The organism is Acinetobacter lanii (genome assembly GCF_011578285.1).
Lineage (GTDB): Bacteria > Pseudomonadota > Gammaproteobacteria > Pseudomonadales > Moraxellaceae > Acinetobacter > Acinetobacter lanii.
This window is the reverse complement of the sequence record NZ_CP049916.1, coordinates 1,463,908-1,483,078: the sequence shown is the minus strand read 5'-3', so window position 1 is coordinate 1,483,078 and position 19,171 is coordinate 1,463,908. Positions and strand designations below refer to the sequence as shown.

13 protein-coding genes are annotated in these 19,171 nt (G+C 41.6%); 5 read left to right on the top strand and 8 right to left on the bottom strand.

What is annotated here, in order from left to right; all coding sequences use genetic code 11:
• Positions 1-39: 39 nt before the first annotated feature.
• From G8D99_RS06810 to G8D99_RS06800, 3 genes are all read right to left on the bottom strand, one after another.
• Positions 40-1,137 (bottom strand): YheT family hydrolase, encoded by a 1,098-nt coding sequence (locus tag G8D99_RS06810; protein ID WP_166323816.1) that lies wholly within the window; start codon positions 1,135-1,137, stop codon positions 40-42.
• Positions 1,138-1,305: 168 nt separating this feature from the next.
• Positions 1,306-1,713, bottom strand: a complete 408-nt coding sequence (locus tag G8D99_RS06805; RefSeq protein WP_166323814.1) for a nuclear transport factor 2 family protein — start codon at positions 1,711-1,713, stop codon at positions 1,306-1,308.
• Between the two features lie 157 nt (positions 1,714-1,870).
• Positions 1,871-3,907, bottom strand: coding sequence for an NADPH-dependent 2,4-dienoyl-CoA reductase (locus G8D99_RS06800; RefSeq protein ID WP_166323812.1), 2,037 nt, complete (start codon positions 3,905-3,907; stop codon positions 1,871-1,873).
• 172 nt (positions 3,908-4,079) lie between these two features.
• Here G8D99_RS06800 and G8D99_RS06795 point away from each other — a divergent pair, with 172 nt between their 5' ends.
• From G8D99_RS06795 to G8D99_RS06785, 3 genes are read left to right on the top strand one after another with little or no spacing between them, the layout of a single operon-like run.
• Positions 4,080-4,619, top strand: a complete 540-nt coding sequence (locus G8D99_RS06795) for a PadR family transcriptional regulator (RefSeq protein ID WP_166323810.1) — start codon at positions 4,080-4,082, stop codon at positions 4,617-4,619.
• Positions 4,620-4,673: 54 nt separating this feature from the next.
• Positions 4,674-5,585 carry an alpha/beta fold hydrolase gene (locus G8D99_RS06790; protein WP_166323808.1) on the top strand — a complete coding sequence of 304 codons (912 nt, stop codon included), beginning with the start codon at positions 4,674-4,676 and terminating at the stop codon, positions 5,583-5,585.
• A gap of 41 nt (positions 5,586-5,626) precedes the next feature.
• Positions 5,627-6,325, top strand: coding sequence for an SIR2 family NAD-dependent protein deacylase (locus G8D99_RS06785; protein WP_166323806.1), 699 nt, complete (start codon positions 5,627-5,629; stop codon positions 6,323-6,325).
• Positions 6,326-6,406: 81 nt separating this feature from the next.
• Here G8D99_RS06785 and G8D99_RS06780 read toward each other — a convergent pair whose 3' ends face one another.
• Together G8D99_RS06780 and G8D99_RS06775 are read right to left on the bottom strand one after the other, a co-directional pair.
• Positions 6,407-7,336 carry a DUF4349 domain-containing protein gene (locus tag G8D99_RS06780; RefSeq protein ID WP_166323804.1) on the bottom strand — a complete coding sequence of 310 codons (930 nt, stop codon included), beginning with the start codon at positions 7,334-7,336 and terminating at the stop codon, positions 6,407-6,409.
• Between the two features lie 267 nt (positions 7,337-7,603).
• Positions 7,604-9,073 (bottom strand): aspartate ammonia-lyase, encoded by a 1,470-nt coding sequence (locus G8D99_RS06775; protein ID WP_166323802.1) that lies wholly within the window; start codon positions 9,071-9,073, stop codon positions 7,604-7,606.
• A 438-nt stretch (positions 9,074-9,511) separates the two neighbouring features.
• Here G8D99_RS06775 and putP point away from each other — a divergent pair, with 438 nt between their 5' ends.
• Positions 9,512-11,017, top strand: coding sequence for a sodium/proline symporter PutP (gene putP / locus G8D99_RS06770; RefSeq protein ID WP_166323800.1), 1,506 nt, complete (start codon positions 9,512-9,514; stop codon positions 11,015-11,017).
• 333 nt (positions 11,018-11,350) lie between these two features.
• On the opposite strand, the gene G8D99_RS06765 is transcribed toward putP, so the two are convergent.
• Positions 11,351-11,839: an Lrp/AsnC ligand binding domain-containing protein gene (locus tag G8D99_RS06765; protein WP_166323798.1), complete on the bottom strand. Its 489-nt coding sequence runs from the start codon at positions 11,837-11,839 to the stop codon at positions 11,351-11,353.
• 120 nt (positions 11,840-11,959) lie between these two features.
• Here G8D99_RS06765 and putA point away from each other — a divergent pair, with 120 nt between their 5' ends.
• Positions 11,960-15,748, top strand: a complete 3,789-nt coding sequence (putA, locus tag G8D99_RS06760; RefSeq protein WP_166323796.1) for a trifunctional transcriptional regulator/proline dehydrogenase/L-glutamate gamma-semialdehyde dehydrogenase — start codon at positions 11,960-11,962, stop codon at positions 15,746-15,748.
• Positions 15,749-15,915: 167 nt separating this feature from the next.
• Here the strand turns inward: putA and G8D99_RS06755 are convergent, their stop codons facing one another.
• Both G8D99_RS06755 and pepN read right to left on the bottom strand, forming a co-directional pair.
• Complete coding sequence (locus tag G8D99_RS06755; protein ID WP_166323794.1) at positions 15,916-16,128, bottom strand: hypothetical protein; 213 nt, start codon at positions 16,126-16,128, stop codon at positions 15,916-15,918.
• A gap of 245 nt (positions 16,129-16,373) precedes the next feature.
• Entirely contained in the window at positions 16,374-18,983 is a 2,610-nt protein-coding gene (pepN, locus tag G8D99_RS06750) for an aminopeptidase N (RefSeq protein ID WP_166323792.1), read from the bottom strand.
• Between the last annotated feature and the right edge of the window lie 188 nt (positions 18,984-19,171).

Genomic DNA, 19,171 nt, shown 5'->3' with positions numbered 1-19,171 from the left:
TATCCTCCCTAGAAGATATTCAAAATTTTAAAGGAGAAATTATTTCTCTTTTTCTTGAGTTAATAAAAAATCAGCCACCAATTTATTTGCCCATGAATGCGTATATTTCACCCCTTGATAAAAACCACAATGACTGCCTTTTTTGGTGGTCACCACCGCAATATTCGGCATAGAACGTATCACCTCTTTATAAGGTTCAAAGTTACGAATATGACAGACAGGATCATCTTCGGCATTTAAAATCATCAGTGGGATTTTGACATTTTCAAAAACATAAATCGGATTGGTGGCTTGGCTATAGCTTTGATAATCCGGATATCCCGCCATTTCAAAATAGGCCTGCTCAAACTCAAGCAACGTTTTGGCTTGCAGCACTTTGGATAATGCAGGACTCTCCCCCCATGTATTGGCATAAGGTTGAATAAATTTATTAAACAGCTTTTTGGTCATGATCTTGCTGTAAAACGGATGAACATTTTCAAAGCCAGTTTCGGTGTTATAGCCCGGACACAATGCAAAGGCGGCTTTTAACGGCGTATCTTCACCTTGCTCGCCCAAATAACGCACCAATAATCCAGTCCCTGCAGATGAGCCAACCCCATACAGTTCTGACTGTGGAAATTGTTGTTGAATGAAATTGATTTGTTCTTTTAAGTCTTCAACCGAACCAAACAAATTCATTTTTGGCACAGGCATTGGCAATTGTGCATGTCCACGGCGTAAACACAGCGCAACCCGCCATCCGGTATAAGCATGTAAATCTTTCACCAATTCGCGCATGCTTTCCGGTGTACCGGTGATAGTGTGCATCAGCACAATCGTCGGTGTAGTGGCAGGCAAGTCATACCCTAACCATGCAATTGCAGTAATGCCACCATCTTGCATAGTCAGTTGTTCGATTTTGTCATATTGCAATTTAATCGTGCGTTTACGAATCAGATCAAAATACAACAAATGCACATGCTGATTGGATAACCACGGTGTCGGACGATATTTTTGTTTAAGCTGTGGCAGTTGATGGAGAACTTTGTCGATTTGCCCTTGAGGCTGAGAATACACATTTGGGGCTTCTGCGCCTGTCACGTGATCAATGACGTTTTGAACAAAACTGCTGAATTTATTCACAACAAATTTCATGGTGTTAAACCTTGCAGGTATGCATATCGTTTTCGGGTAAACCAGTCTTTCCTAGACCTATATGTTCAACATTCCTGCGCAGATTTTAACACCATCATTGCGATTCATAACTACTTAATCAGATTTAAATAGGTTTAATTCTCTTTAGGTGAGAATATATCATTATGTTTAAGCTTGAGGTGCTTGTGCCATACGTTGCCCCATCAAGGCAGCCAAAGCTTCTATACCGCTCTTCGGACGAATCATGACTTCAAACTCCACCATTTTGCCGTGTTCATTCAAGCGGATCATATCAATGCCCTTAAGTTTTTTGTCGCCGATATTGGCTGAAAATTCCAGCACCACATTTAATCCATCTTCACTATAAAATTCACGGTGATAGCTAAAGTTCTCAAAAATTTGAATTACGTTACTCAGAATAAAAAACACCACCTGTTTGCCCGGATAAGGCTGATAGGCCACAGGTGAACGGAATACGATATCGTCATCCAACAGTTCATTGAGTATCGACATATCTCGTGTGTCTAACATTTCATGCCAACGTGACATGGCTTTTGTTGTGGTTTCAATGCTCATTTACAATTCCTTTTTTATTGGGTTATTCACTTTTTTTGTATTGGTACCCTTCTTAATAAAGGGGGTTAGGCGGATTAAATGTTAAATTGAATCTCCCCCTATCCCTAAGCAGCATTGCTTCACTGCTTTAACCAAGGGAGAGAATTTTAGAAAATGTTTAAATCACCGCAGCCAATTCAGCCCCTTGACGAATGGCACGCTTCGCATCCAATTCACCCGCTTCTTTCGCCCCACCAATCAAATGCACTGATTTACCTTGAGCTTGCAGTTGTTCATACATGGCTGTAAACGGTTCCTGACCTGCACAAATAATCACATTGTCGACATCAAGCACTTTTGGTTGCTCATTGACAAGAATATGTAGCCCTTGATCATCCATTTTTTGATAGCTCACCCCCGGAATCATATTCACTTCACGGTGTTTCAGTCCGGTACGATGAATCCAACCCGTCGTTTTACCAAGTCCTGCTCCTACAGAATTCGATTTACGCTGAAGGAGATAAATGTCACGCTCTGATTTTTCCAGTACTGGTGCTTTTAAACCACCGACATGCTCATAAGACGTATCAATGCCCCACTCATCATAAAATTTTTCAGGATTCAAACTACCACTCTCGCCCTCATGGGTCAGGAATTCGGCGGTATCAAAACCAATCCCCCCTGCACCGATGATCGCCACACGTTGACCCACCGCTTTACGATCTCTTAATACATCTAGGTATGACAATACTTTTGGATGATCCATCCCTTCAATATCAAGCTGACGTGGCGTGACCCCTGTCGCAATCACAATCTCATCAAACTGAGAGTGTTCAAGTTCTTCAAAGCTCGCAGTATGATTGAGCAATAGTTTAATCTTCGGTTGCAGTTCGATTTTACGTTTGAAATAACGCAAGGTTTCATAGAATTCTTCTTTGCCCGGAATGGTTTTGGCAATATTAAACTGACCGCCAATTTGATGCGATGCTTCAAAAAGCGTGACATTATGCCCACGATCTGCGGCATAGGTCGCAAAACTTAAACCCGCAGGACCGGCACCTATTACCGCAATATTTTTTGCAGTATTCACTTCTTTAAAAATCAATTCTGTTTCATAGCACGCACGTGGATTGACTAAGCATGTGGCAATACGCATCGAGAAGATATGATCTAAACAGGCTTGGTTACAGCCAATACAGGTATTAATTTCATCACTCTTATTTTGTTCAGCTTTATTCACAAAGAATGCATCAGCCAAAAGTGGACGCGCCATTGACACCATATCGGCATGACCTGATGCCAAGACATGCTCCGCCATTTCAGGGGTATTAATTCGATTGGATGTGATGAGTGGAACATTGACTTCACCTTTGAGCTTTTCAGTCACCCAAGTAAAGGCTGCGCGTGGCACTTTGGTAGCAATGGTCGGAATACGAGCTTCATGCCAACCAATACCGGTATTGATAATGGTTGCACCGGCTTTTTCAATTTGCTTAGCCAGATGAATCACTTCTTCTAAAGTCGATCCACCTTCGACCAAATCTAGCATCGACAGTCGATAGATAATAATGAAATTTTCACCGACTTCCTGACGTGTGCGTTTTACAATTTCTATAGGCAAACGAATGCGATTTTCATAACTGCCGCCCCATTCATCATCTCGATGGTTGGTGCGTGCTGCAATAAATTCATTGATCAGATAACCCTCTGAACCCATAATTTCCACGCCATCATAACCCGCATGTTGCGCAAGTTTGGCACATTGTGCAAAGTCAGCGATGGTTTGGACCACTTCAGCAGAAGTGAGTGCATGCGGTTTGGTCGGATTAATCGGAGCTTGAATCGCTGAAGGTGCAACATTTTCAGCTTGATACGAATAACGCCCAGTATGCAAAATTTGCATGGCAATCTTGCCACCTGCGTCATGTACCGCTTGGGTAATCACTTTATGCTTTTCAGCTTCCTCTAAATTGTCTAATTTAGATCCACCCGCAAAAGTCACCCCTGCATCATTCGGTGAAATCCCCCCAGTCACGATCAGTCCAACTCCGCCCTGTGCACGTTCAGCATAGAATGCTGCCATACGCTCATAACCACCGGGTACTTCTTCCAACCCAACATGCATTGAACCCATCAACACACGGTTTTTTAACGTGGTAAAGCCCAAATCAAGCGGTGCAAGTAAATGCGGATAGCGATTTGACGAATTGGACATACAATCTCCTTGGCTGGCGCAGGGCTTGCCGATTTGTTTTATTTTTAAAGCTTCAATTTTTAAATTCAGTGCAACATGTTGCATACAAGCATATGAATACTTTATAAGCGAGAATTGATTTTTATGCAACATGTTGCATAATAGATTGATTCAATAGCTATGAAGAACAATAATGTCGCTTTCCCATGTACTGTTAACCAGCTTAATCGAAAAGCCAAGCTCTGGATTTGAACTGGCTCGTCGCTTTGACCGCTCCATGGGATTTTTTTGGAATGCCACCCATCAGCAAATTTATCGTGAATTGGGCGCCATGCAAAAAAAAGGCTGGATCTCTGTGATGGAAGATGAAAATGATACCGGTCGTAAAAAAACCTATCAGGTTGAACAACTTGGTCGTGCTGAATTGGCAGATTGGATGGTCAAACAAAGTCCACCCGCACAACTTCGTGAAGAACTGATGGTACGTTTACGGGCGGAAGCTCAATTGGGTGGTAATACGGTATTGCCTGAGTTAGAACGTCATTTAACATTACATCAACAGCATTTAAAAACCTATCAAAGTATTTATGATAAGGACTTTAAGCATGGCGATGACTTAGATCGAACCCTGTATATCCATAAAATGATTTTACAGTTGGGGATAGAGCTAGAACTGGGATGGATCAGTTGGCTAGAACGGGTCATTCCGCATTTAAAATCATTGCAACATTAACTTTTAATTTCAGTGCTGATTAAATCAGCGATTATATTTTCTATAAGGTGCGATATGCCACGTTATCAAATGCCTGATGGCGAACAACTGTATGTCCGTGAAATAGGACAAGGTGAACCTGTATTGGTGTTGTCGGGCTTAGGTATGCAAAGTTGGCAATGGCTGCCCTTTATTTTTCCCAATTTAAAACAATTTAAATTTATCATTCCCGATTGGCGTGGTTTTGGTGGCTCGAAACATTGCCGTATACCTGAACATTTGGATGCCATTTCCAGTCATTGGCAAGATGTGAATTGCTTGATTGAACAATTACACTTAGATCAAATCATTGTTATGGGCTATTCAATGGGGGCAACCACTTCCATGCATGGCATGCAATATGGTCAGTTTGGCGATAAAATAAAAGCCTATTTGCATATTGATCAAACCCCTAAAATTCCAACAGATGAAACTTGGCAATATGGGCTATTAGGCGCTAAACACACCGAATTTAAACAACTATTGCAACAGATTTCAGCCCTTGTAAATGCAAATAAACACCATCAGACCTTAAAGCAACTGCCTAAAGATCCAAAACAGAAATTGATTGATCTATGGTTAGCCTTTGTCAAACTCCAGTCAGCTGATCAAAGCACTCCAAAGAGCATGCAATGGGCATTCAAAGTTCCGCGCTTACAGGACTATGTCATGCCAATTCAACGTTTGGACTATCTAAGCTGGTATATCGACAGTTATTTACATCATGCTGAGGATTATCGAACCGCGATTGCCGGTTTAAAATCTCCTGCGACTTTCTTTATTGGCGCGCAATCTACGCTATACCCTGCCAAAGGTCAGCTTGAAATTGCGGATTCGGTTTTAAATTCCAATAAAGTCATGTTTAATCGTTCAGGTCATACGCCCTTAATTTCTGAGCCGGTCAAATTTAGTCGAGAGATTCAACGTTTTCTCAAGCAACACCACTAAGCCCTAAACTCCAACATAATCTGAAATAGTGGAACAACAGCATGAAAAAAGTGGTGGTCTTTTCAGGTGCAGGCATGAGTGCTGAAAGTGGCATCAGTACCTTTCGGGACAGTAATGGTTTGTGGGAAAACTATGACATTCAAGAAGTTGCCACACCTGAAGCTTGGGCAAAAAATCCTGAATTAGTACAACGCTTCTATAATGAACGGCGTAAACATATTTTGGCTGCACAGCCGAATCAGGCACATCAAACCATTGCTGAACTTGAGGATCAATTTCAGGTACAGGTAATTACCCAGAATATCGATGACCTGCATGAACGTGCAGGCAGCCAGCAAGTGTTACATTTACATGGCAATATTCGTTTAGCCAAAAGTTCAGGCCCCGATGCACAGTACAGCACCACGTTCTACCACATCGAAGGTTGGGAATTGGATTTAGAGCAACATCTTTGCCCTAAAGGTTACCCGCTTCGTCCGCATGTAGTGTGGTTTGGTGAAGCTGTCCCTACTTATGAGGATGCACTGAATATTTTAAAAGATGCCGAGATTTTTATTGTGATTGGTTCTACTTTAACGGTCTATCCAGTTGCAGGTTTAATCCATGAAATTCCAAAGCATTGCGAAGCCTACTATATCGATCCCAAAGCGGATCAAACTCGAGTTCCCTCGCATTATCATTGCCTAAATATGACGGCAACTGAAGGCATGCAATATTTAAAAACACATTTACAGCCTTAAAACTATATCTTTATAAAACATCAAATAAATAGACCCGAAAATTTTCGGGTCTCAATCTGCATGACTAATCACTCAAAAGCATTATTTGAGTTTATTGATCCAAGGCTTTGCCACACGATAAATCAACATACCCACAATCATAATCAAGTACAAAGGCCAAATGGTAATCAGAACCACCAAAAGATCGAGTACAAACTGCCAACCATATTGAATGCCATTCCAAGCGCGCTTCCAAAAACTGTCGCCATTGAGTCGTGCCACAGCATCCATATCGATATCAATGCGTTCACGCACCGTACTCGTTTGATTCACTTGAATCTGAATCGTGCTATAGCGTACACGGTCTTGCACTTCCATTTGGGTTAATCGTGCAATTTCAGTTTGCTGTGCACGGCGCGTATCACTTGGAACGGTTTGCGTCTGTGCGATTTTTTCTTCTAACAGCTTTAATTCATAACGTTTGGCTGAATATTGCTGTTGATTCAGAAAAAACATTAAAGGTAACAGTTGATTGACCACACCTGCGGCACGTTCACTTGGCACACGAATAATCAATGATGCCAGTGGATCAACTTTTTCAAAGATTTTGATTTTTCCATCTGCAATTTTTTGAGTTTGCGTATCCGCTACATGAAAGTCGATATTTTTTTGTTCAATGAATCCACCTGCATCGATGGTGAGTTTTTCAATCGCAAGTGTCGTTTTCACCACATCTTTTGCGGTAAAAGCAACATTGGCTTCACGCACCATACGTCGAGCTGCCTCAGCGGGATTCGCTTCGGCATTTAAAATCACATCAGGTTTTTGTGTGGTACTCGGTGTGGTGTCAGGTTGATTGTCATTAACTGCATCTGCTGCCGCTTCTGCGGATTCAGCTTTTTCAGACGTCTCAGTGTTTGCTTCGGCACTGCTATCTTCAGGCTTCTTAGCGCAACCTGCCAGTAAAGAAATACTCAGCAATCCTGAAACAAAGATGTACTTATAGTTTGGACTAATTTTTAAAATAGACATGAGGAATGACTTCAATTTAAGTGTTTTAGAGGTGGTTTTTTATAAAAATAAGAGGAGCAATCTAAAAACTAATTTTTCAATTCTTGTATTTATATAGACTGATTATAACGATCATTTTTTGCAAATCAAGTCACACTTTTTAAAACCCGAATGAATGATTCAAGAAATGTGACGACCTTTGAAGTCGTCACTGTAGGAAGCATGATTATAAAATTTTAAAGCAAAGTTCAAATCAACGTTCAAACCAAAGTTCGAACCAAAGGCAGATTAACTGACACGATCAATCACTTCTTCAGGATGATGCACCGCAATTTCAGAAATCATATTTTCAAATGAAAAAATTGTATCTAACTGTTGTTGGGTTAATAAGCCTTGCTCAAGCACCACTTCTTGAATGGTTTTATTCTCGGCAATACATTGCTTGCCAATTTCATCACATTTGGCATGCCCTAAAATTGGATCAAGCAAGGTAATAATACCGACACTACGCATCACGGCATCGAAGCAGGTTTGCTCATTGGCAGTAATGCCCTGCACACATTTTTCATCTAAAGTCCGAATTGCATTGATAAGAAGTTCAATTGATTCATTTAATGACACCGCAATCACAGGTTCCATCACATTCAATTGAAGTTGCCCTGCTTCGGCAGCAAAAGTAATGGTCAATTCATTGCCAATGACTTTAAAGGCAACTTGATTGACCACTTCAGGAATCACAGGATTAACTTTGGCTGGCATGATCGATGAGCCTGCTTGCAGTTCTGGCAATCGAATTTCAGCCAAACCAGTTCGAGGTCCTGAACTGAGTAAACGCAGATCATTACAAATTTTGGAAAGTTTTACTGCCAACCGCTTCAAGGTACTGGATAAAATAATAAATACACCGCAATCACTGGTGGCTTCGACATAATCCTCAGCACCTTTTAAGTTCAGGCCGGTAATGTCATTCAAATATTGATTCACCTTATGTGCATAGCCCTGTGGGGTATTGACCCCTGTGCCAATCGCAGTGGCACCCAAATTAATCTCGAGCAATAATTCACGGGTCTGCTGAATCAATTTTTCATCTTCTTTGAGTAATGTGGCAAAGGCATGAAATTCTTGCCCCAAAGTCATGGGGACTGCATCTTGCAACTGAGTACGCCCCATTTTCAAGACAAAATTAAACTCACTGGCTTTTAAGATCAGACTCTGGATCAGTTGATTCATGACCTTAAATAAATCATCCAACGCATAATACGTTGCCAGTCTTAAGGCTGTTGGATAAACGTCATTGGTCGACTGTGATTTATTGACATGATCATTGGGATGAATGATGTCATAACGCCCTTTATCATAGCCCATCAGTTCAAGTGCAATATTGGCAATCACTTCATTACTGTTCATATTAATCGATGTGCCTGCTCCACCTTGAAACACATCACTGGGAAACGAACTTGACCACTGTTCTGGATGTTCGATTAAGACATCGCAGGCTTTTTGTATCGCCAGACTTTGTTCTTCATTTAGCTTGCCAAAGTTTAAATTGGCTTGGGCAGATGCTTTTTTCACTTGCGCCAAAGCACGAATGAAATTGAGTTGTTCACCGACTGTATGTTTGGAAATCTTGAAATTATCCAATGCTCGGAGTGTATGAATGCCGTAGTACAACTGCATCGGAACCTGTTTCGTTCCGAGTAAATCTTTTTCTGTTCTTGTTGTTTCTGCTTGATGTGTTTGTGCTTGAACCGTTTCCATGATTATTCTCACGTATTATTGATATTGCTATAAATGCCGATTTAATATGAATCTATTCATCAATATTCACTACAGAGGATTCAGCAGGATTTAGCAAGGGTTTATTGAGATTTATAGAGGCAATGTTCGCACTGTAACAACGTGTAAATTTATAGAGATTTAAAATGATCTCGATGATTAATCGCTTATTCAAGTTATATATAAATCAAATTGTTTTAAATAAGAGTATGCGGTTTTAAATTTTTATCATCTCATTGAGTTAAATTAAAATCAGCTTTGTATCTCAATGTACAATCGGATACACAAGTTACGCAGAATCCCATTATAAAAAAAACAGCAAAAAAAATTGAATATATGTTTGAATCTGCTCACTCATTCATCGACTTATAAAAAGAATGCTTGGACGAATTAATCCCCACACGGATATAAGGATACATTATGAATTTTCTCACCCCCACCGTGGTCACGTTTTTGTTTTATATCGTGGTCATGGTCTGTATCGGGCTCTATGCCTATAAAAAAACCACCGACTTCTCCGATTATATTTTAGGTGGACGAAGTCTGGGGAGTTTTGTTACCGCATTGTCGGCAGGTGCCTCCGACATGAGTGGTTGGCTGCTCATGGGCCTGCCCGGTGCAATCTTTTTAACGGGTTTATCTGAATCATGGATCGCGATTGGCTTGATCATCGGGGCTTGGTTTAACTGGTATATGGTCGCAGGTCGTCTGCGGGTACATACTGAAATTCAAAACAATGCCCTGACATTGCCGGACTTTTTTACCTATCGTTTTAGTGACACTAAAAAAATTCTTCGCATCGTTTCCGCGATGATTATTTTGGTGTTTTTCGCAATTTATTGTGCGTCCGGTATGGTCGCAGGTGCACGATTGTTTGAGAGTATTTTTGGTCTATCCTACACCACTGCCCTATGGGTCAGCGCCATCGCCACCATCAGTTATGTGTGTATCGGTGGTTTCCTTGCGATCAGTTGGACCGATACGTTCCAAGCCGGATTGATGATTTTTGCTTTACTGCTGGCACCGATCATGACCTATTTGGCGTTGGGTGATACTTCACAATTTAGCCAAATCATTGAAACGGCTCGTCCACATGCATCTAATATGTTTACTGGGGTCAGTGGCATCGCAATTATTTCATCGATGGCTTGGGGCTTAGGTTATTTTGGTCAGCCGCATATTTTAGTCCGTTTCATGGCCGCCGATTCAGTGCGCTCAATTCCCAATGCACGTCGGATCGGTATGATTTGGATGGTGCTGTGTTTAGCCGGTGCTGTGGCTGTGGGTTATGTTGGGATTGCGTATTTCCATATTCACCCTGAACTTGCCAGTGCGGTCAAAGCCAATCCTGAAACTGTGTTTATGGAACTGACCAAAATTCTGTTTAATCCTTGGATTGCAGGTGTGGTGCTTGCGGCGATTTTAGCGGCCGTGATGAGTACACTAAGTTGTCAGCTTTTGGTCTGTTCAAGCACCTTAACTGAGGATATTTATAAATCATTTATCCGTAAAAATGCCTCGCAAACTGAATTGGTTTGGGTCGGACGTTTGATGGTACTCGCGATTTCGGTATTGGCGATTTTCCTTGCAATGCGCCCTGACAGTAAAGTTCTCGGTCTAGTGGCTTATGCATGGGCGGGATTCGGTGCAGCCTTTGGACCACTCATTATTTTATCGTTGTTTTGGAAACGCATGACCTTAAATGGCGCACTGCTGGGTATGATCGTCGGTGCTATCACGGTGATTGTATGGAAAAACACGATGGCGCATGTCGGTCTCTATGAAATTGTACCGGGCTTTATTTTGTCATTGCTGACCATTATCATCGTGAGTTTAATGGGTAAAGCCCCAGCCCAAGACGTGATCGAGCGTTTTGAGCAGTCGGATGAGATTTATCATCGTGAGATGGGTGAAGCATTAAAATGATATTGAATTGATCATTAAAAAGAGGCCTAAGTGCCTCTTTTTTAATGCAAGATCGCATGCATTTTTAGGTTCAAAATGAATGAGTGATATCCATAGACTTCTTGCATAAATCAAATTCTAAGCACGATTTAATTCATAATGGAAGTTCACTCTCCTTTTAAAGTTGATGAGTACCCTCAGAGTATATGCTGAGTACGCAAGGGAGATGATTTATATCAAAATTTTCCTCATCCTGACCTTCTCGCAAAGCGAAAAAGAATCTTTCAATCTTTATTTTATGGTTTAATTTTGAACATTTTTCGACTTTTACAAGAGATCTAATACATGTTCAATTTACTTTGACTTGGCCGACAGCTTAATTTGCGAGCTATCCTTAATCACTTCCATGACGGGATAGCTGCGGGTTTCTTTTAAGCCCGGTAAACGCCATAAAATCTGACCTGAAATACGGCGGTAATCATCCATATTTTGACAGCGTATTTTAATCAAAAAATCAAACCCGCCACTGATCATATGACACGCCACAATCTCAGGATAATCCTTCACTGCATCAGAAAAATCATCTAACGCATTCGGGGTAGTCTTGTCTAATAACACCTCAACAAACACCACAAAATTGGCGTTCAACAACTCAGGATTAAGCTTGGCTTCAAAACCTAAAATATAGCCCTCTTGTGTCAGTTTTTGCACTCTTGCTAAGGCTGCAGTGGCTGAAAGATTCACCGCTTCGGCCAGTTTAATATTTGAAATACGTCCGTCGTTCTGTAGCAAGTCCAATATTTTGATATCGATACGATCCAGTGTCAGCGGGGCATTTGACATACGAATTATTCTCTAAAGATGGGTGAAATTATAGTGAGTTATTCGGTAAATTTTCTGCAATGATAAATTAAATCAGGTTATTTACTCAACAACAATTAAGCCCCTTCACAGGATGTGGATATGAATACGATTGAAATCGTTCGCCCCGCGACAACGCTCCCAAGTTCGGAATACATTACTGAATTCAAAGAATACAACACCTATGAACAGGCGATTAATACCGCATGGCGTCGTGCCGAACCAGAGTGTGTTGAGCATTTAATTGCACAGACTGAGATGGATACTGAACTGAATCAAAAAATTTATGCCCTCGCCTTTAATTTGGCGCATTCGTTACGTGAACGTAAAAGCTCAGGCGGTAAAGCAGGCATCGTACAAGGCTTGTTGCAAGAATTTGCCCTATCCTCCCAAGAAGGCATTGCCCTGATGTGTTTGGCTGAGGCCTTACTGCGTATTCCTGACAGCGCCACCCGTGATTTGCTGATTCGTGACAAGATCAATCAAGGCAATTGGAAAGAACATTTGGGTCAAAGCCATTTAATGTTCGTTAATGCGGCGGCTTGGGGCTTAATGCTGACAGGCAAATTAATGGAAACCCCAAAACAACAAAGCTTATCGAGCATGCTAACCGGTCTTTTAGCACGCAGTGGTCGAGGCATTATTCGTAAAGCGGTCGATGTTGCCATGCGCATGATGGGTGAGCAGTTTGTGACTGGCGAAACCATTGAAGAAGCACTACAACATGCTGAAGTTTTAGAAGAAAAAGGCTTTCGTTACTCGTATGACATGCTCGGGGAAGCCGCACTGACTGACCATGATGCTGATCGTTACTTGAAGGATTATACCCAAGCGATTCATGCCATTGGCAAAGCATCAAAAGACAAAGACGTTTACTCAGGTCCCGGAATTTCCATCAAGCTTTCTGCTTTACATCCACGTTATCAACGTTCGCAAATTCAACGGGTGCATGATGAGCTGTATCCAAAAATTTTAAATTTGGCACTGCTCGCTAAAGACTACAACATTGGTCTAAATATTGATGCAGAAGAAGCAGATCGTTTAGAGATGTCCTTAGAACTGCTTGAACGTCTATGCTTTGAACCGGAACTTGCCGATTGGAAAGGCATTGGTTTTGTGATTCAAGCCTATCAAAAGCGCTGTTTCTACGTGGTGGATTATATCGTTGATTTGGCCAAACGTAGCCGTAAACGCCTGATGATCCGATTGGTTAAAGGTGCGTATTGGGACAGTGAAATTAAAAAAGCCCAAGTCGATGGCATGGCAGACTATCCGGTCTTTACCCGCAAAGTTCATACTGACTTGTCTTATATTGCTTGTGCCAAAAAACTCTTGGCAGCGCCGGATTATATTTATCCGCAGTTTGCCACGCACAATGCGCAAACCTTGGCGACCATTTATGAAATGGCCAAGCCTGAACACTATTATGTCGGTCAATACGAGTTCCAATGTTTGCACGGCATGGGTGAACCGTTGTATGAACAGGTGGTGGGTTCAAAGCAAGAGCATAAATTAGGTGTGCCCTGTCGAATTTACGCTCCCGTCGGCAACCATGAAACCTTATTGGCGTATCTAGTGCGTCGCTTACTGGAAAATGGTGCCAATACGTCATTCGTCAACCGCATTGCCGATAAGACCTTAAAAATTGAAGATTTGATTGAAGATCCGATTCATGAAATTCGTCAGACGGCCTTGCAAACAGGCAGTTTAGGTGAAAGTCATCCGGCCATTCCCTTACCTGAACATGTGTTATTGCCTGTGCGTATCAACTCAGTTGGACTCGATTTAGCCGATGATTCAGCGCTATCTGAATTAAATGCTGTGGTGGCACAATTTAAAACCCAGCAATGGCTCGCCAAGCCCCTAATGGCGCAAGAATTCTTTTTAAACGATCAAACTGCAAGTCATGGATCAGCTCAAGCGCAACAGGCCATTGTAAATCCAGCCGATCATCAAGATATTGTCGGTTTTGTTCAAGAAACGAATGCTCAGCAAGTTGATCATGCCCTGCATGCTGCAGAGGCAGCGCATAACACTTGGTCGTTGGTGGGCGCAAAACATCGCGCAGATATTTTATTTCGTGCGGCTGATCTGATGGAATCACGCATGCAGGAATTGATGGTTTTACTCAGCCGTGAAAGTGGTAAAACCTATGCCAATGGGATTGCCGAAGTACGTGAAGCGGTAGATTTCTTGCGTTACTATGCCGCCCAAGTACAGTCTTTTAATCAAGATGCCCTCATTCAACCTTTAGGTACCGTGCTGTGCATTAGCCCATGGAATTTTCCTTTGGCAATTTTTTCAGGACAAATCTCTGCGGCACTTGCGGTTGGAAACTGTGTGATTGCCAAACCCGCGGAGCAAACCCCGCTGATTGCCTCGGAAGCCGTTAAAATTCTGTGGGAAGCAGGTGTTCCTCAAGCGGTATTACAACTGTTACCCGGTCGAGGTGAAACCATTGGTGCTCAGCTGTCTGAAGACCCTCGTATTCAGGGCATTATGTTTACCGGTTCAACTGAAGTTGCCAAAATTTTACATAAAACCGTATCTAAACGTCTAAGTTCACATGGTCAACCGATTCCGTTGATTGCTGAAACAGGTGGGCAAAATGCCATGATCGTGGATTCCTCTGCCCTCACTGAACAGGTCGTGCTCGATGCCGTGAACTCTGCCTTTGACAGTGCCGGTCAGCGTTGTTCGGCTTTACGAGTTCTCTGTGTGCAAAAAGACAGTGCCCCAAGCTTAATTCAAATGCTCAAAGGTGCGATGCAACAACTTCGCGTAGGCAATCCATATACCTTAGCCACGGATGTGGGCCCTGTGATTGATCAAGAAGCGCAACAAAATATTCAAAAGCATATTGATGCAATGCGAGCGAAGGGTTATCCGGTTCATCAACTGATGTTGAATCCAAATCATCACACTTTAAAGGATGGTACTTTTATTCCACCCACTTTGATTGAGCTGCCGAATTTAAATGATTTAGAGCGTGAAGTGTTTGGCCCTGTGTTACATGTCATCACCTATCAGTACGGTGAACTTGATCAACTCTTAGCACAGATCAATGCTAAAGGTTATGGTCTGACCATGGGCTTACATACCCGTATTGATGAAACGATTCAGACCGTGATTGATCAAGCGCATGTGGGTAACTTATACATCAACCGCAATATCGTGGGTGCAGTGGTTGGCGTGCAACCCTTTGGCGGCGAAGGTCTTTCCGGTACCGGACCGAAAGCCGGTGGACCTTTATATATTCATAAACTGATGCAGAAAAACTGTTCAGAGAAATCGAATGAATGTGCTCAGCCTTTTGGCACTTTAGATAAACTAGAAGCGCACGATCAACATCCGGAAAACTCCATTTATGCTGAATTTCAGTCTTGGCTGAAACAATACCATCCGAGTTCAAACTTGAAACCTATACAGACCGCTGTAGGTCGTTATATCCTGCCCGGCCCAACAGGTGAAACCAATCAATATACCGTCTTGGCTCGAAGTCGTGTACTGGCTTTAGCAGAAACTGAACAACAGTATTTGGCTCAAATGAATGCAATCTTTGCAGTCGGTAGTCAAATGGTGATTTTAACCGATAATACGCTACTATTCGACATGATGCAGACTATGCCAAAACTGCTTAAACAGCAGATTCACAGCATCACAGATGTGATTAAGGGGGACTTTGACGCAGTATTACATCACGGTTCAGTGGAACACCTGAAACTCATCCAACAGCAAGTGGCGCAACGTGAAGGTGCAATTGTTGCAATTACTCATTTTAAGGATGATATAGATCCACTTCATATTGAACCCCTGCTTATTGAGCGTGCGCTGAGTATCAATACGGCGGCTGCAGGCGGGAATGCCAGTTTAATGACCTTACAAGGTTAATCGAATAACTGACTTATACCCGATGCTGTGCTCTATTTTGCATCAACAGATTGAATTCAAATAAACAAAAGCCAAACTGAATATTCGGTTTGGCTTTTTTCTCGTTTTGGTTTTTTTATCGGTCTAGTTTTTTTCTTATTGAGCGTTTTAAATGCACTAAGCGTTTTTTATGATTTAAGTGCTTGGTTTAACGTATGTAAATAATTTTCTGCTTCAGTTTTGGTTTCAAAGGTAATTTGATAATTGCCCAGTTTATGCATACTGTTTGGGGTGTATTCCAAATCCACTAAAAAATGTCCTGTGTTTTCACATTTTGCCACACGAATGGCAATAATGTGATGTGAGTTTAAATAAAAACCATTTTCAACTTTAACTAACATTTTAACCCCGAGATAACGCAATTCTTTAGATGAAGTGAATACACATTAAATAAATATTATGTGATGCATAACACATAATATTTATATTAAACCGATTAAATCATTAAAAATAGTATTTTATAGAATAGTTTTGCATTTATGCTTCTATTTGACTTATAAAAGATCAATCCGTAAAAAAACCACCCAAAGCACATCGACTTTGAGTGGTTTCATTCACTGCTTAAAATATTTAAACCGTATCGAGATTAAACACTCAACATACTGTTTAATGTTTCAGAGACATTTTTAGACTTCACTTGTGGTTTTAAGGCTTCAAGTTCTGCCTTCACTTCTGAACGTTGCGGTTCAGCCAATGTATACCAGCGTGACAATGCCTGTAATAAACGCGAACCCACAATTGGATTTTTCTCATCTAAATATTTGGCCAGTCCAATAAAGTGCTGCACACCAAAACTCCATGTATTGACTGGATTGGCATTTAAACCGCCACTGACTGCACGAATACGATTAGGTACACCTAAATCATAATCTGGATGTTGGGTTAAGTATGCAATGGTTTCGGCAGTCGCTTTAGGATGAGCCGCTTGCAGCATGAACCACTGATCCATAGACAAGGCTTCATCTTTAAAGCGCATATAAAAATCTGTCAGCGCAGCTTCAGCTTGTGGCGCATCATTCCACTCTAAAACACGTAATGCACCTAGGCGCTCAGACATATTTCCTGTGCTTTGATATTGCTGATATGCCAATTCAAACACAGCTTCATCGCCTTGGCGTGCCATCATACTGAGCATAATGTTTTTCAATGCACGCACACCCATGGCTTGAGAGAAGTCTTTTTGTGCTGATGGATCAAGTGATAAATAAGTTTCTTTGCAGAATGAACCCAATTCGCGTGCCAAAGTCGACATCAAGGCATTGCGCTGTTCCTGAACTTTCACCGGACTGTAATCTGAGTCTATACGGCTACCCAAATAACCTTCCGCAGGCACATCAAATAAACGTGAAGCCAGCAATGGATCGTGTTGAATCACATTTGGAATGGTTTGCTTCATGGCTTGGATATAAATATCCGCATCATGACCATTTAATAAAATACGTTCAAGCAAAGTTTGGGTCGCTTGCCATTGGTTAAAACCATTGGTTTCGTACTGCAACAAAAAGGCAAGGTCTTCATCTGAATAGTTAAATACAAGATCAACCGGTGCAGAGAAATTACGCAGTAAAGACACCACTGGTTGAGCTTTTAACCCTGTGAATTGAATGGTAGCGCTATCGGTATCAAACAGATACACACCGTCTTTAACGCCATTTTCCACCAAAGCATCGGCATTTAATGTCAATTGCTCACCTGTTGTAGCATCGAACAATGCTAAAGCGACAGGAATCGGCACGGCTTTTAAGTTTGGATATTTCGGATGTGCTTTCAGGCTTTGTTTCAAACTTAAAGTATAAGTCTGAGCAGCCGCATCATATTCACCTTTGGCTTCTAATTTTGGTGTGCCCGGTTGGTTATACCAAATTAAAAATTCAGACAAATCTACACCAGAGCCTGCACTCAATGCCGCCACCCAATCTTCAACCGTCACCGCTTGACCATCGTGACGTTTGAAGTATTCATCTGTGCCTTGACGGAATTTTTCTTTACCGAGCAAGGTTGCCATCATGCGGTTAATTTCCGCACCTTTTTCATACACCGTTGCGGTGTAGAAATTATTAATTTCGACAAAATGGTCTGGACGTGGTGGATGTGACAATGGACCTGAGTCTTCAGGGAACTGATGCGCTTTTAGCACGGCGACATCATCAATACGCTGTACCGCAGCAGATTGTAAGTCTTCTGAGAAAGACTGATCACGGAAAACCGTTAAGCCTTCTTTTAGACACAATTGGAACCAGTCACGACAGGTAATTCGGTTACCGGTCCAGTTATGGAAGTATTCATGCGCAATCACTGACTGTACACGCATGATCGCAGCATCGGTGGTGTATTCTTCATCTGCCAACACACATGAAGTATTGAAAATATTTAGCCCTTTATTTTCCATTGCCCCCATATTGAACGCAGACGTTGCCACAATCATATAGTTGTCTAGGTCATAAGGACGACCATAATGTTCTTCATCCCAACGCATCGAATGCTTTAAGGCTTCCATTGCAATGTGGCATTTTGGAATATCTTTTTCTTCAGCATAAATTTCTAATGCAACTTGACGACCTTCTGAGGTCACATAAGAATCTTTTAAAACGGCCAAATCACCAATCACACAGGCAAATAAATAGCTTGGCTTTTTGGTTGGGTCTTGCCAAATCGCATAATGACGCCCTTCACCTGCCTCACCTTTTTCAAGTAAGTTACCATTGGCAAGCAGTACAGGATATTTTTTATCGGCTTCAACACGCGTGGTAAATTCAGACAATACATCTGGACGGTCAGGATAAAAGGTAATTTTTCGGAAACCTTCAGGTTCATTTTGGGTGACAAATAAACCTTCACCCGCCAAATACAAACCTTCAAGTTGAGTATTGGTTTCAGGGTGAATTTGCACAGCAATGTTGAGGATCACCTCATCCGGTGCATTGGCAATGACCAACTGTTCTGCATCGAGTTGGTATTCATTTTCCGTCAAAGCCTGACCATTTAAAATAATTGATTTAAGTTCGAGATCACGCCCTAAGAGCACCAAATCACCCGCCGTTTGACGTTTCATCACTAAGGTTGAATCGACATTCGTATGATCTTCAAACAATTGAATATCAAGGTTGATGGAATCAACAAGGAACGATGGTTTTTGATAATCTTTTAAATAAACAGTTTGATCTGCTTCGATCACTGGCTGTGCTGCAATATTCATATCATGTCCTGATTCTATGGTCTCTGCAGAGAACGAATTCTTGAGTATGATTCGATCATACGACAAGTTTGATCATCTGTCTGTGCATTTGCTTTGTATTTATATATGGGCATGTATTCTATGATTTTCAATTCTATAAAAATTTTAAATCGAGATATGCAGCTTTTAGATGAGCATTTAATGTGCCA

What these genes read in the sequence shown, in the direction of transcription:
- pepN (WP_166323792.1), bottom strand. Translation starts at nt 18,983, where the DNA reads ATGAATATTGCAGCACAGCCAGTGATCGAAGCAGATCAAACTGTTTAT.
- G8D99_RS06780 (WP_166323804.1), bottom strand. Translation starts at nt 7,336, where the DNA reads ATGTCTATTTTAAAAATTAGTCCAAACTATAAGTACATCTTTGTTTCA.
- putA (WP_166323796.1), top strand. Translation starts at nt 11,960, where the DNA reads ATGAATACGATTGAAATCGTTCGCCCCGCGACAACGCTCCCAAGTTCG.
- G8D99_RS06785 (WP_166323806.1), top strand. Translation starts at nt 5,627, where the DNA reads ATGAAAAAAGTGGTGGTCTTTTCAGGTGCAGGCATGAGTGCTGAAAGT.
- G8D99_RS06800 (WP_166323812.1), bottom strand. Translation starts at nt 3,907, where the DNA reads ATGTCCAATTCGTCAAATCGCTATCCGCATTTACTTGCACCGCTTGAT.
- G8D99_RS06810 (WP_166323816.1), bottom strand. Translation starts at nt 1,137, where the DNA reads ATGAAATTTGTTGTGAATAAATTCAGCAGTTTTGTTCAAAACGTCATT.
- G8D99_RS06755 (WP_166323794.1), bottom strand. Translation starts at nt 16,128, where the DNA reads ATGTTAGTTAAAGTTGAAAATGGTTTTTATTTAAACTCACATCACATT.
- G8D99_RS06775 (WP_166323802.1), bottom strand. Translation starts at nt 9,073, where the DNA reads ATGGAAACGGTTCAAGCACAAACACATCAAGCAGAAACAACAAGAACA.
- putP (WP_166323800.1), top strand. Translation starts at nt 9,512, where the DNA reads ATGAATTTTCTCACCCCCACCGTGGTCACGTTTTTGTTTTATATCGTG.
- G8D99_RS06790 (WP_166323808.1), top strand. Translation starts at nt 4,674, where the DNA reads ATGCCACGTTATCAAATGCCTGATGGCGAACAACTGTATGTCCGTGAA.
- G8D99_RS06805 (WP_166323814.1), bottom strand. Translation starts at nt 1,713, where the DNA reads ATGAGCATTGAAACCACAACAAAAGCCATGTCACGTTGGCATGAAATG.
- G8D99_RS06795 (WP_166323810.1), top strand. Translation starts at nt 4,080, where the DNA reads ATGTCGCTTTCCCATGTACTGTTAACCAGCTTAATCGAAAAGCCAAGC.
- G8D99_RS06765 (WP_166323798.1), bottom strand. Translation starts at nt 11,839, where the DNA reads ATGTCAAATGCCCCGCTGACACTGGATCGTATCGATATCAAAATATTG.